The organism is Lentzea sp. CC55, from assembly GCF_021056325.1.
Classification (GTDB): domain Bacteria; phylum Actinomycetota; class Actinomycetes; order Mycobacteriales; family Pseudonocardiaceae; genus Lentzea; species Lentzea jiangxiensis.
The window spans coordinates 521,557-537,519 of sequence record NZ_JAJCXE010000022.1; the positions used below are offsets into that span (position 1 = coordinate 521,557).

15 protein-coding genes are annotated in these 15,963 nt (G+C 70.1%); 11 read left to right on the top strand and 4 right to left on the bottom strand.

Annotated elements, in window-relative coordinates; genetic code table 11:
• Nucleotide 1: 1 nt before the first annotated feature.
• Nucleotides 2–1,435, top strand: a complete 1,434-nt coding sequence (locus L6E10_RS18325; protein WP_236221117.1) for a trehalose-6-phosphate synthase — start codon at nt 2–4, stop codon at nt 1,433–1,435.
• A 44-nt stretch (nt 1,436–1,479) separates the two neighbouring features.
• Entirely contained in the window at nt 1,480–4,011 is a 2,532-nt protein-coding gene (otsB, locus tag L6E10_RS18330; protein WP_236220704.1) for a trehalose-phosphatase, read from the top strand.
• Nucleotides 4,012–4,035: 24 nt separating this feature from the next.
• Here otsB and L6E10_RS18335 read toward each other — a convergent pair whose 3' ends face one another.
• A complete protein-coding gene (locus tag L6E10_RS18335; protein ID WP_236220705.1) occupies nt 4,036–4,569 on the bottom strand; it encodes a hypothetical protein in 534 nt (177 codons plus the stop codon).
• Nucleotides 4,570–4,910: 341 nt separating this feature from the next.
• On the bottom strand, nt 4,911–6,308 hold the full coding sequence (radA, locus tag L6E10_RS18340) for a DNA repair protein RadA (RefSeq protein ID WP_236220706.1): 1,398 nt from the start codon (nt 6,306–6,308) through the stop codon (nt 4,911–4,913).
• Between the two features lie 154 nt (nt 6,309–6,462).
• On the opposite strand from radA, the gene L6E10_RS18345 reads away from it, so the two are divergent.
• Nucleotides 6,463–6,891, top strand: coding sequence for a hypothetical protein (locus tag L6E10_RS18345; protein WP_236220707.1), 429 nt, complete (start codon nt 6,463–6,465; stop codon nt 6,889–6,891).
• A 101-nt stretch (nt 6,892–6,992) separates the two neighbouring features.
• Here the strand turns inward: L6E10_RS18345 and L6E10_RS18350 are convergent, their stop codons facing one another.
• Nucleotides 6,993–7,736 (bottom strand): hypothetical protein, encoded by a 744-nt coding sequence (locus L6E10_RS18350; protein WP_236220708.1) that lies wholly within the window; start codon nt 7,734–7,736, stop codon nt 6,993–6,995.
• 260 nt (nt 7,737–7,996) lie between these two features.
• Here L6E10_RS18350 and L6E10_RS18355 point away from each other — a divergent pair, with 260 nt between their 5' ends.
• Genes L6E10_RS18355 through ispF form a run of 3 tightly spaced genes read left to right on the top strand, consistent with a single transcriptional unit; the run spans nt 7,997 to nt 9,685 of the window.
• Nucleotides 7,997–8,485: a CarD family transcriptional regulator gene (locus tag L6E10_RS18355; RefSeq protein WP_065915127.1), complete on the top strand. Its 489-nt coding sequence runs from the start codon at nt 7,997–7,999 to the stop codon at nt 8,483–8,485.
• A gap of 43 nt (nt 8,486–8,528) precedes the next feature.
• Complete coding sequence (gene ispD / locus L6E10_RS18360) at nt 8,529–9,221, top strand: 2-C-methyl-D-erythritol 4-phosphate cytidylyltransferase (RefSeq protein WP_236220709.1); 693 nt, start codon at nt 8,529–8,531, stop codon at nt 9,219–9,221.
• On the top strand, nt 9,218–9,685 hold the full coding sequence (ispF, locus tag L6E10_RS18365; protein ID WP_236220710.1) for a 2-C-methyl-D-erythritol 2,4-cyclodiphosphate synthase: 468 nt from the start codon (nt 9,218–9,220) through the stop codon (nt 9,683–9,685). Before ispD ends, ispF begins: the two co-directional genes overlap by 4 nt.
• On the opposite strand, the gene L6E10_RS18370 is transcribed toward ispF, so the two are convergent.
• On the bottom strand, nt 9,682–9,978 hold the full coding sequence (locus tag L6E10_RS18370) for a DUF6191 domain-containing protein (protein ID WP_236220711.1): 297 nt from the start codon (nt 9,976–9,978) through the stop codon (nt 9,682–9,684). The genes ispF and L6E10_RS18370 overlap by 4 nt on opposite strands.
• Before the next feature lie 53 nt (nt 9,979–10,031).
• Here L6E10_RS18370 and L6E10_RS18375 point away from each other — a divergent pair, with 53 nt between their 5' ends.
• The 5 genes from L6E10_RS18375 (at nt 10,032) to L6E10_RS18395 (ending at nt 15,786) form a co-directional block, all read left to right on the top strand.
• Nucleotides 10,032–10,976: a TIR domain-containing protein gene (locus L6E10_RS18375; protein WP_236220712.1), complete on the top strand. Its 945-nt coding sequence runs from the start codon at nt 10,032–10,034 to the stop codon at nt 10,974–10,976.
• A 25-nt stretch (nt 10,977–11,001) separates the two neighbouring features.
• On the top strand, nt 11,002–11,625 hold the full coding sequence (locus L6E10_RS18380) for an HAD family hydrolase (RefSeq protein ID WP_236220713.1): 624 nt from the start codon (nt 11,002–11,004) through the stop codon (nt 11,623–11,625).
• Nucleotides 11,622–13,016 (top strand): cysteine--tRNA ligase, encoded by a 1,395-nt coding sequence (gene cysS, locus L6E10_RS18385; protein WP_236220714.1) that lies wholly within the window; start codon nt 11,622–11,624, stop codon nt 13,014–13,016. The genes L6E10_RS18380 and cysS overlap by 4 nt, the downstream gene beginning before the upstream one ends.
• Before the next feature lie 5 nt (nt 13,017–13,021).
• Nucleotides 13,022–13,993, top strand: a complete 972-nt coding sequence (rlmB, locus tag L6E10_RS18390; protein ID WP_236220715.1) for a 23S rRNA (guanosine(2251)-2'-O)-methyltransferase RlmB — start codon at nt 13,022–13,024, stop codon at nt 13,991–13,993.
• A gap of 566 nt (nt 13,994–14,559) precedes the next feature.
• Nucleotides 14,560–15,786, top strand: coding sequence for an MFS transporter (locus tag L6E10_RS18395; RefSeq protein ID WP_236220716.1), 1,227 nt, complete (start codon nt 14,560–14,562; stop codon nt 15,784–15,786).
• Nucleotides 15,787–15,963 lie beyond the last annotated feature (177 nt).

Below are 15,963 nucleotides of genomic sequence, written 5' to 3' on the forward strand. Positions count from 1 at the left end.
CATGGACATTGGCGAGAACGGGGCGGAATTCGTAGTCGTGGCCAACAGGCTCCCGGTCGACCTGGAGCGCTTGCCCGACGGAACAGAGCGCTGGAAGCACAGCCCCGGCGGACTGGTGAGCGCGCTCGAACCGTTCCTCCGCTCGCACAGCGGCGCCTGGGTCGGCTGGCCCGGCATCGCCGACGCCGAGGTGGCGCCGTTCGAGGACGACGGCCTGCTGCTGCACCCCGTCGAGCTCTCGGCCCGGGAGGTCGAGGACTACTACGAGGGCTTCTCCAACGGCACGCTCTGGCCGCTCTACCACGACGTCGTGGCCCAGCCGGCGTTCCACCGGCACTGGTGGAACACCTACGTGAGGGTCAACCAGCGCTTCGCCGACGCGACGGCGAAGGTGGCCGCGCAGGGTGCGACGGTGTGGGTGCAGGACTACCAGCTGCAGCTGGTGCCGGCGATGCTGCGCGAGCAGCGGCCCGACCTCAAGATCGGCTTCTTCCTGCACATCCCGTTCCCGCCGGTCGAGCTGTTCATGCAGCTCCCGTGGCGCACGGAGATCATCCGCGGCCTGCTCGGCGCCGACCTGGTGGGCTTCCACCGTCCCGGCGGCGCGCAGAACTTCCTCTGGCTGGCCCGCCGCCTCGTCGGCCTGGAGCCGAGCCGCGGCACCGTCGGCGTGCGCACCCGGCCCGGCGTCGTGCAGGTCGGTGACCGCACCGTGCGGGTCGGCGCGTTCCCGATCTCGATCGACAGCGCGGGTCTCGACGCGGTGGCCAGGCGCAAGGACACGCAGGCCCGCGCGAGGCAGATTCGAGAGGACCTCGGCAACCCGAAGCGCATCCTGCTCGGTGTGGACCGCCTCGACTACACGAAGGGCATCGACGTCCGGATCCGGGCTCTCTACGAGCTGATCGCGGACGGACGCGTGGACCCGGAGGACGTCGCGATGATCCAGCTCGCCACGCCCAGCCGTGAGCGGGTCGACCACTACAAGACGATGCGCCAGGACATCGAGCAGTCCGTCGGGCGGATCAACGGCGAGTTCGGCCGCGTGGGCAAGCCCGTCGTGCACTACCTGCACCAGTCGGTGAACCGCGAGGAGCTCGTCGCGTTCATGAGCGCGGCGGACGTCATGGTCGTCACGCCCGTTCGGGACGGGATGAACCTCGTGTGCAAGGAGTACGTGGCCTGCCGATATGATCTTGGTGGAGCTCTGGTGCTCAGCGAGTTCGCCGGCGCCGCCGCAGAACTGACCAGTGCGTTCTTGGTGAACCCCCATGATCTGGACGGTGTCAAGAACGCGTTGCAGGCCGCCCTCGACATCGATCCAGCCGAAGGCCGCCGTAGGATGCGCGCGCTGCGCCGCCAAGTCCTCACCCACGACGTTGACCGCTGGGCGAGGTCGTTCCTGGAGGCGTTGGGCACGCAGACCTCGGTCTGAATCCTTTCAGATCCCCTGACCCATCGAGTGCTCCAGGAGGGGCGTTGACCGCCGAGGCCCTCCCCGCCGAACTGCGCCGAGCGATCTGCCAGCTCGCGCGGACCCCGCGACTACTTGTAGCCAGCGACTACGACGGAACACTCGCTCCGATCGTGGCCGACCCCGAGCAGGCCCGCCCGCTCCCCGAGTCGGTGAACGCCCTGCGTTCACTGGCCTCGCTGCACGAGACCACCTCAGCCGTGATCTCCGGACGCGCGCTGCGCGACCTGGCCACGCTGTCCCGTCTGCCCGGCGAGGTCCACCTCGTCGGGTCGCACGGATCCGAGTTCGACGTCGGCTTCGTCCACGCCCTGGACGGCGACGCCAAGGCGTTGCTGCGCCGGCTCGAAGCCGAACTGGAAGAGATCGCCGACGGCCAGGAAGGCGTCCAGCTCGAGGTGAAGCCCGCCTCGGTCGCCGTGCACGTGCGCCGTGCCGCCACCGAGGCCATCGGTGAGGCGGTGCTCTCCGCCGTCCGCTCCGGCCCGTGCACGTGGGACGGCGTGCAGGTCACCGAGGGCAAGGCCGTCATCGAGCTCGCCGTCGTCGAGACCAACAAGGGGCAGGCGCTCGACATCCTGCGCCACCAGGTCGGCGCCACCGCGGCGATCTTCCTGGGCGACGACGTGACCGACGAGAAGGCGTTCGCTCGCCTGCACGGTCCCGACCTGGGCATCCGGGTCGGCGCGGGCGAGTCGCTCGCCCAGCACTACGTGAACGACCCCTCCGACGTGGCCACCGTGCTCGCGTTCCTGCTGGAGGAGCGCCGGGCGTGGCTGCACGGCGACCAGGCCGTGCCGATCGAGCGCCTGACCATGCTCGCCAACGAGCGGTCCGTGGCCCTCGTGACGCCCGACGCCAAGGTCAACTGGCTGTGCCACCCCGAGCCGGACTCCGCGGCGATCTTCGCGGACCTGCTCGGCGGACCGGCCGCAGGCCACTTCTCGATCAAGCCGGAGCACGGGTCGCTGCCGCTGGGCCAGCGCTACCTGCCGGGCACGATGATCGTCGAGACGCGCTGGTCGCGGCTCCTGGTGACCGACTACCTGGAGCACAACCTGGCGTCGCACCGCACGGACCTCGTCCGCCGCATCTCCGGCTCCACCAACGCGGTGATCACGTTCGCGCCGCGCCCCGAGTTCGGGCAGGTGCCGGTCCGGTTCCTCCGCGAGCGCGACGGCCTGCGCGTCGTCGGCACGTCGGACCCGATGGTGCTGCGGTCCCCCGGCGTCGACTGGGAGATCACCTCGGACGGCATCCAGGAGACGGCCCGCGCCGTCGTCCGGCCGCGCGAGGGCGCACCGGTGCTGCTGGAGCTGCGCTGCGGCACCGACGACATCTCCGAGCACCCGCTGAACGAGTCGGTGCGCCGCGACCTCGCGGCCAGCTACTGGTCGGACTGGGCGGCGGGGCTGAAGCTCCCGACCGTGCAGACGGACCTGGTGCTGCGCTCGGCGCTGACGCTGCGCGGCCTGGTGCACAAGGACTCCGGCTCGATCATGGCCGCGGCCACCACGTCGCTGCCCGAGGAGCTCGGCGGCGTCCGCAACTGGGACTACCGCTACTGCTGGCTGCGCGACGGTGCCATGACCGCCTCCGCCCTGGTGTCGGTCGGCTCGTACGCCGAGGCCGACGGCTTCCTGGCGTGGCTGCACCGCGTCCTGGAGACCATCCCCGGCCCGGAGCGCCTGCACCCGCTCTACACGCTGCACGGCACGCAGCTGGGCGCCGAGGCCGTCATCGACACGCTGCCCGGCTACGCGGGCTCGCGCCCGGTGCGCGTCGGCAACCTCGCGAACCAGCAGGTGCAGCTCGACGTGTTCGGCCCGGTCGTCGACCTGGTCGTGTCCCTGGCCACCGCGCGCGGCTCGTTGTCGGACAACGACTGGGCGATGGTCCAGGCGATGGCCGAGGCCGTGTCGCGCCGCTGGCACGAGCCCGACCACGGCATCTGGGAGGAACGGCACGCGCCGCGCCACCACGTGTACTCGAAGGTCATGTGCTGGCTGACCATCGACCGCGCGATCAAGCTCGGCGAGCAGTTCGGCCGCGAGCTGGACCCGTCCTGGGTGCCGCTGCGCGACACGATCGCCACGGACGTGCTCAAGAACGGCTGGAACGACGAGGTCCAGTCGTTCACCACGGCCTACGACGGCGACGACCTCGATGCCGCCTCGCTGTTCGTGGGCCTGGCGGGCCTCATCGACCCGACCGACGAGCGCTTCCAGTCCACGGTGACCGCCATCGAGGCCGAGCTGCGCTCCGGCAGCACCGTCTACCGCTACCACCGCGACGACGGCCTGCCGGGCGACGAGGGCGGCTTCCACCTGTGCGCGGCGTGGATGATCGAGGCGTACCTCCTCACCGGCCGGCGCACCGAGGCCGAGGAGCTGTTCGGCCAGATCGTCGCGGCGGCGGGCCCCACCGGCCTGCTGCCCGAGGAGTACGACCCGGTCGCCGAGCGCTCGCTGGGCAACCACCCGCAGGCGTACTCGCACCTGGGCCTGATCCGCTGCGCCCAGCTGCTGTCGCAGTAGCTCGTCCGTGCCGCCGCGGTCCGCTCAGGGCCGCGGCGGCACTTTTTCGATGATCCGCGCCGTCCCGGGCGAGCTGCCGTGCAACGTGATGACGTCGCCCCGGATGAGATGCGCCCACGCCGGCGGCACCAACGGCCTCAGCCTGGCCGTCGCGCGTTCCCCGGGACCCAGCCGGGGCTTGGACTCGATCCACAGCGCCGCCACGCGCTGCTGCCGGCCCGTGACGTCCCACAGCGGACGCTCTCCCCTGGCCTCCAAGGGTTCCGCGTCGACCGAGAGCGTCAGCTCGACCCGCAACAGGCCCTGGACCGACTCCACGCAGCGCCACTGGAACCAGGCGTCGTCCTGGTCCATCTGGACGGCCGCCTCGGCGAGCAGGACCCAGTAGCGCGGCGTCTGCCACGTGTGGCCGTCGAACTCCCCCAGCAGGTCGAGGACCAGCTCCCACTCTTCGAGGTCCAGGTAGTCGAGCAGGTCCGCGCTCCGGACTTCGCGGGGCATCATGGACGTCGCGAACCGCAACAACTCACCGATCTCGCTGTCGTGTCTCCCCAACACGCGCGTATTCGATCATGGCTGCGGATTCCGCTCCGGGGCGCCCGGTACCGCCGCCTACTGCGGCAGGCGCATCAGCGCCACGCAGCTGTCGCGGGCACGCGGCCCTGGCCGCATGCCGGACAGGCCGCACGCTCCCGGGCCCGACACCGCCGGTCCCGATCACGTCGGCCGGGCACGGCTGGGCGGGCCGGAAGGAGGGGCGGTCTCCGCCAGCCGAGGCGCCGGAGTACGTGGACGACTTCAACGCCAACGCCGCTCAGTCGTCAAGGCCGCTCGCCGGGCGGCACCCGCCGGGTGCCGCCCGGCGGGTCAGCCGATCACCGCTGCCACACCCCCACGACTCACTCGTCGTCGTTCGCGCTCTCACCCTTGCCACCGCTGCGCCGCCGGTTCAGGCCCAGCACGTCCAGCGCCGACACCAGGTCGTTCGCCACCAGCGCCCGCACCCCGTCCGGCAACGGCCCGTGGTCCGGCGGCACCAGGGCCTTCTTGAAGCCGAGCCGTGCGGCCTCCTGGAGGCGCTTGCCGACGCCGTTGACGCGCCGGATCTCGCCGGCCAGGCCCACCTCGCCCAGCACCACCAGGTCGGCGGGCAGCGCGATCTCGCGTTCGGCTGAGGCGACGGCCAGCACCACGGCGAGGTCGGCCGCCGGTTCGACCAGGCGCATGCCGCCGACGGTCGCGGTGAAGACGTCCTTCTGGAACAGGTTGACCTTGCCGCGCTTCTCCAGGACGGCCAGGGCCATCGAGATCCGCGCCGAGTCGAGACCGCTCACCGCGCGGCGGGGGGCCGGGAGGTTCGTCTTGGCCACCAACGCCTGCACCTCGCCGAGCATGGGGCGCTTGCCCTCGACGATCACCGTGACGCAGGTGCCCTCGACGGCCTTCTCGCGGCGCGTGAGGAAGAGGCCCGACGGGTCCGGCACGCCGACGATGCCGTCGTCGCGGAGCTCGAAGCAGCCGACCTCGTCGGCGGCGCCGTAGCGGTTCTTGATGCCCCGCAGGAGGCGGAGGCTGGAGTGGCGGTCGCCCTCGAACTGCAGCACCACGTCGACGAGGTGTTCCAGAACCCTGGGCCCCGCAACGGATCCGTCCTTCGTGACGTGTCCCACCAGCACGACCGGGAGGCCTCGTTCCTTGGCCATCGCGATCAGTCCCGACGCGACGGTGCGCACCTGCGTGACGCCGCCGGGCACGCCCTCGACGCTCACCGTCGACATGGTCTGCACGGAGTCGACGATCAGCATCGACGGCTTCACCTGGTCGACCTGGCCGAGCAACGCGCTCAGCTCGCTCTCGGCCGCCAGGTACATCTCGGCGTGCAGGTTGCCGGTGCGTTCGGCGCGCAGCCTCACCTGGCCCGCGGACTCCTCGCCCGTGACGTAGAGGCAGCGGCCGTGCGACTCCGCCCAGCGGTGCGCGGTTTCGAGCAGCAGCGTCGACTTGCCCACGCCGGGCTCGCCCGCCAGCAGCACGACGGCGCCCGGCACCAGGCCGCCGCCCAGCACCCTGTCGAACTCGCTGACGCCCGTGGAGAGCGCCCGGGCCGACTCGATGTCGACCTCGCCGATCGGCCTGGCCTTCGACGTCGGCGCGCCCGCCACGACACGCGTCACCGACGCGGTGCCCCGTTCCTCGATGCTGCCCCACGCCTGGCACTCGGGGCAGCGGCCGAACCACTTCGCCACCTCGTGCCCGCACTCGGCACAACGGAAGATCGGCCGCGCTGTCTTCGCCACGGGACGAACGTTAGAGCACGGGTCTGACACTCCCGGTCGCCGCACGTCAGGGCGCCCGGCGGAAAAACTTCGAAGATTTTCCGACGGCTGTGTCGATCCGGTGGGCCGCCCGTTCGACGCATCAGTGGAAGGACCCGACAGCCTGGAGGACACAGTGACCACCGCCACCGCGACGCAGACCCGCAAGTTCGCCCTCGGCCGCTACGCCACCGTCGTCACCCGCGTGCTGACCGGCCTGCTGTTCGCCACGACCGGCCTGAACGGCTTCCTGGCGTTCATGCCCGCCCCGGACCCCGCCTCGATGGCCGCGGAGGGCGTGGCGTTCAGCGCGGCCCTCCACGCGACCGGCTACATGCTGCAGCTGACGTCCGGTGTCCAGCTGCTCGCCGGCGTCCTGCTCGTCGTCGGCCGGTTCGTGCCGCTGGCGCTCGCGCTGCTGGCCCCGGTGGTCGTGAACATCTTCCTGTTCCACGTCTTCCTGGAGCCGAGCGGCGTGGTGGTGGCGGTGCTCGTCGCCGCCGCCGAGATCGGCTTGGCGTGGGCGTACCGCGACAGGTTCCGCCCGATGCTGCAGGCCCGCTAGCCCCGGCACGCACACGAAAACGCCGCTCCTCCCACGATCGCGGGAGGAGCGGCGTTTCGTGCGTCTCGCGAGTTCGCTTCGAGGGGCGAACTCGCCGGATTTCAGTGGCCGCCGGCCTCGTGGCCCTCGCTGACGCGCTTGTGGTCGGACGGCGCCACCGGCACCTCCAGCGTCAGGGAGCCGGCCTTCTCGAAGAGGAACGTGACCTTGACCGTCTGGGCGGCCACCACGTCGCGGTTCAGCTTCTTCAGGGTGCAGCGGATCTGCAGGACCTCGAGCTCCTGGTCCTTCGCGGCCGACGCCGAGGTGGGGGCGGCCGACGAGCCGGACGGGCGGCCGGAGGACGACGCGGCGCTCGACGACGGCGGCACCGAGCCCGACGTGGGCGCGACCGACGAGGACGACGGGGCGCCCGAGGTCGGCGAGACGGACGACGACGGCGCGTTCGAGGACGAAGGCGCGCTCGACGAGGCGGAGGACGAGGGCGCGGAGGTCTTCACCGGCGCCTTCGAGGCGTCGTACTCGGCCCGCAGCGCGTAGCCCGCCGGGATGTCCTTCGAGCCGGCGACCTCGAGCTCGGACCCGGAGGCCTCGGACTTGATCGACAGCAGCTTGTCCGGGTCGGTACCCGTGTTCGCGATGACGAACGTCAGCGGGACGTCCTCGCCCTCGTGGTACCGGTTGCCCTCCGCCGGGAAGGCGAGCATGGCGTTGCGGACCGCGATGGGCCCCGCGTTGCCGCTCGCACCGTCGACGGCGGCGACCTGGGTGTCGGTCTGGGTGACCTGACCGGCGCTGCAGCCGACCGCCACCAGGCCGAGGCCAGCGGCCAGCGCTGCCGTCACGATAAACCGGCGAGACACTCCTGAGTTCACGGCTCCAGCGTCCTTCCTAGGGAACAACCACCAGGCGAGGAGCCTAACCGGGACCCGAATCGAGGACGCGTTGGGCTGCCAGTCGATCTTCGGTGAGACGTACCTTGCACGCGAACAGGTGTTTTGTCAACCCCCCGCATGGCCCTGACCAGCACTAACGGATCATCGAGCAGCAATCGGAGGGTTGCCGGGCGTGTTAGGATGGAGGCATCGAAAGGGGCAGAGGACACATGGTTTTCAAGGTCGGAGAGACCGTCGTCTACCCGCACCACGGTGCCGCTCTCATCGAAGCGATCGAGACCCGCGTGATCAAGGGCGAGGAGAAGAAGTACCTCGTTCTCAAGGTTGCGCAGGGCGATCTCACCGTTCGGGTTCCCGCTGACAACGCCGAAATCGTAGGCGTGCGCGACGTTGTCGGCCAGGAAGGGCTCGACCGGGTTTTCGAGGTCTTGCGCGCTCCCCACACGGAGGAGCCGACCAACTGGTCTCGGCGGTACAAGGCCAACCTTGAGAAGCTCGCCTCCGGCGACGTGAACAAGGTTGCGGAAGTGGTGCGCGACCTCTGGCGGCGCGAGAAGGATCGCGGGCTTTCCGCCGGCGAGAAGCGGATGCTGGCGAAGGCGCGGCAGATACTGGTCAGCGAGCTGGCGCTGGCCGAGGGCACCGACGAGGACAAGGCCGAGGTCCTCCTCGACGAAGTTCTCGCCACGGCCTCGTAGTTTTCACCGGAACACCTGAAGAGCATCGGATTCAGTCGCGAACATGAGTGTTGTCGCGCTCGTGCCCGCGGCAGGGCGGGGTGAGCGCCTGGGCTACGGGATGCCCAAGGCGCTCGTGCCGGTCAACGGGGTACCGCTGTTGACCCGTGCCGTTCTCGGCCTGTTCGAGTCGGGCCAGGTGCAGCACGTGGTCATCGCCGCGCCACCGTCCGATGTGGACCAAGTGCACTCCGCAACCGCCTCGCTGGCCCCGGCCGGCGGGGCGGTGCACGTGCTTTCAGGGGGTGCCGAGCGCACCGACTCCGTGCGGCTCGCCCTCGACCACGCGCTCCGCGTGATTCCGGACACGTCGATCGTGCTGGTCCACGACGCTGCTCGTGCCTTCACCCCTCCCGAGGTCATCGCCGGTGTCGTGGCCGCGGTCCGCGACGGGCACGACGCCGTCATCCCGGTGTTGCCGGTCGCCGACACGATCAAGCAGGTGGACGAGGTCGGAGTGGTCGTCTCCACACCTGATCGAGCGGCACTGCGGGTCGTGCAGACCCCGCAGGGTTTCCGCGCCGAGACTCTCAAAGCCGCCTACAGCTCCGGTGTCGCCGCGACTGATGACGCTGCTCTCGTGGAGAAGAACGGTGTCGCGGTCCACACGGTTCCCGGACACGCCCACGCCATGAAGATCACCACCCCGTTCGACCTCGCGGTCGCGGAAGCACTGTTCAGCGGAGGCCAGGAGTGAGGATCGGCCAGGGCGTCGACGTCCACCCCGTCGAGGCAGGTCGTGAGTGCTGGGTCGCCGGCCTGCTGTGGGAGGGCGTCGACGGGTGCGCGGGCCACTCCGACGGCGACGTGGCCTCGCACGCGCTGTGCGACGCGCTGCTCTCCGCGGCGGGCCTCGGCGACCTGGGCGCCGTCTTCGGCACGTCGGACCCGCGCTGGTCGGGCGCGCACGGCGTGGTCCTGCTCACGGAGGTGCGCCGCCTCGTCGAAGAGGCCGGATACCGTGTGGGAAATGCCACAGTGCAGGTCATCGGCAACGAGCCACGCATCGGCAAGCGCCGCGCCGAGGCGCAGGAAACGCTTTCCGCGGCCGTCGGCGGCCCGGTCTCCGTCGCCGGCACCACCACGGACGGCCTCGGCCTGACCGGTCGCGGTGAGGGCATCGCGGCCATCGCGACCGCGCTGCTGATCCCCACCGCCTAGCTGGGCCGCCGCTGAGCGGGCACGTTCAGCACCGCGGTACCGCCGTCGAGGTCCACCCGGCTCCTCGGTGGTGCGGCGTCGCCCTCCTCGTCGCGCAGCTGCCGCTCCTCCTTGCGGTACTCGAGCTCGTCGCGCTTGCCCGTCTCGAACGTCGCCCCCAGCTCGCCGATGCCCGCGGTGGCCATCGGCGTGCCCTTCTTCTTCCTCCGCACGAACCGCTCGACGACGGCGAGGACGAACAGCGCCGCCACCAACGCGGGCAGCGACATCGCGAACAGGAACCCCAGGCTCATACCGGGACAACTCCCCCGCCGGCGGTGTGGTTCCCGCCACTACCATGCGCGTCGTGCCCAAGTACGACGTGTGCCTCTCCTTCGCCGGTGAAGACCGCCCCTACGTCGACGAGGTGGCGCGCCACCTCACGGAACTGGGCGTGTCCCGCTTCTACGACACCGACGAGCAAGCCGACCTCTGGGGCAAGAACCTGGTCGAGCACCTCGACCGGATCTACCGCCACGACTCGCGCTTCTGCGTGATGTTCATTTCGGAGGCGTACGCCAGGAAGATGTGGACGAAGCACGAGCGGCAGGCGGCGTTCGACCGCGCGCTCGTCTCCGACACCGAGTACGTGCTGCCGGTCCGGTTCGACGACACCGAGATCCCCGCGCTGCGCGTCGGCACCGGCTACCTCGACCTGCGCGACCGCACCCCGCGCGAGCTGGCCGAGATGATCGCGCGGAAGGTCGGCGCGGCCGTCGGCGCTTCGGCGGCCGGCTGGGAGTACCAGCTGTTCGCGGACACCGTGGCGCTGCACATGCGCAAGCTCAAGGACAAGCAGATCAACCACGAGATGGGGTACGCGGCGCCCGGACGCGAGATCACGACGGACACCGACGCGCTGGACAACCTCACAGCGAAGTCCCGCACGTTCGACGGCGTCCTCAACGGCATCGCGGACCTCCTCTCGCCCGGCCGGCAGCAGTGGGCGTTCGGCCCGGCGGGCAAGCCGGGGGACAGCGACAAGATCCGCCACCTCGCGAACCTGTTCGTCGAGGCGTACGAGAAGCTGCTCGACTGGTCCGCCGACCTGCGCGGCACGACGACCCCGGACCGCTTCACCGCGCTCTACCGGACCGCGGCGCACCTCGCCGACGAGCCGTTGCGGCAGATCGAGCGGTTCGTCGAGGAGTTCATCGCCGCCAGCGAACGCCGAGCGGGCGACCTGCAGCTGGTCCTGTCCTACGACGACGCGGCGTTCAGGACCGAACTCCAAAAGGTCCAGACCACCTAGCCGTCCGGCACGTAGAGTCGGGGGTGTGACGATCCGCGCCGCGCTCTTCGACTTCTCCGGCACGCTGTTCCGGCTCGAGCACCCCGAGCTCGAGTCCAACGGCGACCTGATGCGTGCCCTCACCGCCCCGGTCGGCATCGCCGACGACGTGGACCCCGAACTGGCCGACGCCTGGTACCGCCGCGACCTCGACGCGGACGTGCACCGCTGGGTCCACGTGCGCGTCCTGAACGACGCGCTCGTGCCGGACGCCGAGGCGTTGTACGACCAGCTGCTGCACCCCGCCTCGTGGGTGCCGTACCCGGACACCAGGGAGGCGCTGGAGCACCTGCGGGACGTGCCCGTCGCGGTCGTCAGCAACATCGGGTGGGACATCCGCGCGGTCTTCGAGCACCACGGCCTCACCCACCTCGTGGACGAGTTCGTGCTCTCGTACGAGGAAGGCGTCATCAAGCCGGACCCGAAGATCTTCACCACCGCGTGCGAACGGCTCGGTGTCGACCCCCGCGACGCCGTGATGGTCGGCGACAGCCAGGAGGCGGACGGAGGAGCCGAGGCCGTCGGTTGCTCCTTCCGGCTCGTCAACCCGGTTCCGACGAGTGACCGCCCGGACGCACTGGTGGATGTGGCCCGTACCATTCCCGTGTGAGCCTCCACATCTACGACACGGCGAGCCGGTCCATGCGGGAGTTCCACCCGCAGGTCAACGGAACGGCGTCGATCTACGTGTGTGGGGCGACCGTGCAGGGCGTGCCGCACATCGGCCACGTCCGCAGCGGCCTGAACTTCGACGTCCTGCGCCGCTGGCTCGCCCGTGACGGCGCCGACGTCACGCTGGTCCGCAACGTCACCGACATCGACGACAAGATCCTCGCCAAGGCCGCCGACCACGGCCGGCCGTGGTGGGAGTGGGCGTATACGCACGAGCGTGCGTTCGAGGACGCGTACGACGCGCTGGGCTGCTTGCCGCCGTCGTACGCGCCGCGCGCGACCGGCCACGTCACCCAGATGGTCGAGCTCATGCAGCGCCTGATCGACAAGGGCCACGCGTACGACGTCGACGGCGACGTCTACTTCGACGTGCGTTCGTTCCCCGAGTACGGCGCCCTGTCCGGGCAGCGGCTCGACTCCGTCGAACAGGGCGAGGCGGCGGTGCGCGGCAAGCGCGACCCGCGCGACTTCACGCTGTGGAAGGCCGCGAAGCCCGGTGAGCCGTCCTGGCCGACCCCGTGGGGCGAAGGCAGGCCCGGCTGGCACCTCGAGTGCTCGGCGATGGCCACGACGTACCTGGGCAGCACGTTCGACATCCACGGCGGCGGCCTCGACCTGATCTTCCCGCACCACGAGAACGAGCAGGCGCAGTCGCGCGCGGCCGGTGACGGCTTCGCGAACTACTGGATGCACAACTACTGGGTGACGCTGTCGGGCGAGAAGATGGCGAAGTCGCTCGGCAACACCGTGTCCATCCCCGCGATGCTCGACAAGGTGCGCGCGCAGGAGCTGCGGTACTACCTGGTGGCGCCGCACTACCGGTCGCACATCGAGTACTCCGAGGACGCGTTGCAGGAGGCGGTCACGGCGTACGGCCGTGTCGAGTCCTTCTTGCGCCGTGCCGTCGAGCGCCTCGGCCCCGTCGAGCTGCGCGGCGACATGTGCCCGGACTTCGTGGTCGCGATGGACAACGACCTGAACACGCCCCAAGCCGTGGCCGCCCTGCACAACAAGGTGCGCCAGGGCAACACGGCGCTCGCCGACGGCGACGACGACACGGCCCGTTCCGCGGCCGAGTGCGTGCGCCGGATGGCTGACATCCTCGGCGTCGACCCGTTGTCGCCGAAGTGGAACGACGCGTCGTCTGCCGACCTCGGCATGCGGCAGGCGTTGACCACGCTGGTGGATCGGCTGCTCGCCGAACGCCAGGAAGCCCGCAAGAGCAGGGACTTCGCGCGCTCCGACGCGTTGAGGGACCAGTTGCACGACGCGGGCATCGCCGTCGAGGACACCCCCGGCGGTCCGCAGTGGACTTTGAAGGACGACTGACTTCCGTGGCTGGCAACTCCAAGCGCAAGGGCGCGATGCGCAATCCGGGCTCCAAGAAGGGCGCGGTCGTCGGTTCCGGCGGGCAGAAGTCCAAGGGCCTGCAGGGCAAGGGTCCGACGCCCAAGGCGTCGGAACGCCCGAACCACCCCGCGTACAAGCGGGCCAAGGTGGCGGCGAAGACCGACGCCGTGAAGAGCCAGCGGCGCCAGAAGACGGAGAAGGCCCAGGCCGAGACCGTCGCGGGCCGCAACCCCGTCGTCGAGTGCCTGCGCGCGGGCACGCCGGCGACGGCGCTGTACGTGGCGCTGGGCATCGACGCGGACGACCGCGTGCAGGAGGCCGTGCGCCTCGCCGCCGACCGCGGCATCTCCGTGCTGGAGGTCGCGCGCGGTGAGCTCGACCGCATCACCGGTGGCGCGATGCACCAGGGCCTCGGCCTGCAGGTGCCGCCGTTCGAGTACGCGACCCCGGACGAGCTCCTCGAGCTCGCCCAGCGCTCGTCCACGCCGCCGCTGCTGGTGGCGCTGGACGGCGTGACGGACCCGCGCAACCTCGGCGCTGTCGTGCGCTCCGCTGCCGCGTTCGGCGCCCAGGGCGTCGTGCTGCCGCAGCGGCGCAGCGCGTCGATGACGGCGGTCGCCTGGCGCACCAGCGCGGGCACCGCGGCGAAGCTGCCGATCGCGATGGCCACGAACCTGACGCGCACGCTGCGCGACTGGGCCGAGGCTGGTCTGATGATCGTGGGGCTCGACGCCGACGGTGACGTGGACGTCGACGGCCTCGACCTCGCGACGAGCCCGCTCGTCGTCGTGGTGGGCTCCGAGGGCCGCGGTCTCGGCCGCCTGGTCAAGGAGACGTGCGACCAGACCGTGTCGATCCCGATGGCCACGGGGGTCGAGTCGCTCAACGCCTCCGTCGCCGCGGGTGTCGTGCTGGCCGAGGTCGCTCGCCGCCGCCGGGTCGCCGCGAAGGGCTGAACGTCCTGACGTAATCGGCTAGTTCGTGACGCTAAGCGCCTCGTTTCGCCGACGTTAGTGATCGTTTTCCTGCCCGCGAAACCGGTTCAGGTTCGCGGGCGGGAAAGTCGACTTTCCACACTTGCCAGAACTGCGCATCCGATCGCATGACAAACGGCGTGGCCTATTACGCGCCACTCCCGGGCGCGGGTACCGTCGTCTCGTTCGCCATTAACGGGGTCTGCCGGGCAGGAGTCGGAGCGGTGTTGCACCGGTTGGTCGAGCCGAGGACACCCGTTCGGCACCAGCTGACACACAACGTGACCATTTGGGGTCCAATCAGGCGAGCCCGAGGTCAACTGTGAAGAAGATCAGCCCTACGTTTTGTTATTGTAACTACTTTAGGTAACCGGCCTGCTCCGTTTAGGTACACACTGTGGTAGGACAGACGTTGAACGGTCAGGCAGCTTCTACCGTGATTGTCGATAGAAATTGATTACCACCGGCGGGGGCGACGTGACTCGGCGCAGGACGAATCGGGACGAGCCGATTCGCCGCGCGCGGGCGGCGGCCCCGCGAGGTCGCGCATGACGACCCGCGGCGCCCTCCGCGAGCTCCTCGGTTTGCGCGAGTTCCGCGCCATGTGGATCGGCTCGACCGCCTCGACCGCCGGTGACCAGCTCGCCGCGGTGGCTTTGTCACTGCTCGTATTCGAGCGGACACAATCCGCAGCGTGGACTGCTCTCACGTGGTCGCTGACGCTCTTCCCGCCGCTGATTTCCGGGCCCTTGCTGGGATGGGTCGCCGACCGCTTCCCGCGACGCACGGTAATGGTGACGACGGCGTGGTTGCAGGCCGTGCTGATGGCCGTGATGGCCATTCCCGGCATGCCCCTGTGGGCCATGATCGTGCTGCTCGTCGTGGTGCTGGCGATCTCCTCGCCGTACCTGGCGGCGCAGGAAGCGAGCCTGCCCCACGTCCTCCCGCCCAAGCGCTACGACGACGGCGTGGCCCTGTTCGGCACGTCCGTCGACATCGCCCAGATGGCGGGCCTCGCCGCCGCGGGCTTCCTCGTGGCCCACACGAGCCCTGGCCTCGCACTCGCGATCAACGCGGCCACGTTCGCCGCCCTGGCGATCCTGGTGCAGACGTCGGTGAAGCACCGCCCGGCGGCGGACCCGCTGGGCCGCAAGAAGAAGGACGACGAAGAACCACGCGGCGTGCTGACCCTGATGGTGGCCGAACCGCGGCTGAGGACGCTGCTGGGCGTCCGCCTCCTCGCGGGCCTCGCAATGGTGCCCGAGGGGCTGGCGGTGCCGCTGGCGGCGAGCCTGAACGCCGTCTGGGCGGTCGGCCTGATCCTCGCGATCGAACCCGCGGCGAACGTCCTGGGAGTGGCGCTGCTGTTCCGCCTGGTGCGCGATCCGGCGAAGCGGGAACGGCTGATCGGCCCGCTGGCGATCCTGTCGCTGGGGCCGTTGATCATGTTCGCTTTCCACCCGAACCTGACCTGGACGATCGTTTTGCTGGTGATCGCCGGTATAGGCGGGGCTTATCACACGCCCGCTCGTGCGGCGTGGATGAGGCTGCTACCCGATCAGTACCGGGGACGCGCTTATGGCATCGGTCGCGCGGCGCTGCGTTCGAGCCAGGGCGGAGGAATGGCACTGGCCGGCGTGGTGGCCCATTCGATCGGATCGGTGACGGCCACGATCGCGGGAGCGGGCGGTGTCGGACTGCTGCTGGCGACGCACGCCACCTTCGCCTTGAGACGCGCCAGAGGTCGCAACGACTCGAAGGCGGTGGCAATCTGAAACAGAACGGTCACCAATAGCGATATCCGTCTCAGAGGTACCAGCATGATCCGGATGCAAGATTGAAGTCCAGTCGAGGAGAGGTGGAGTTCAGAAGTCACGGTTGCGCATGGAAGGACACCTCCTCGTTGCGGCGAGCAGCAGCGCAGGTAGGTCTACGACCTGGTCAGCGGCGGC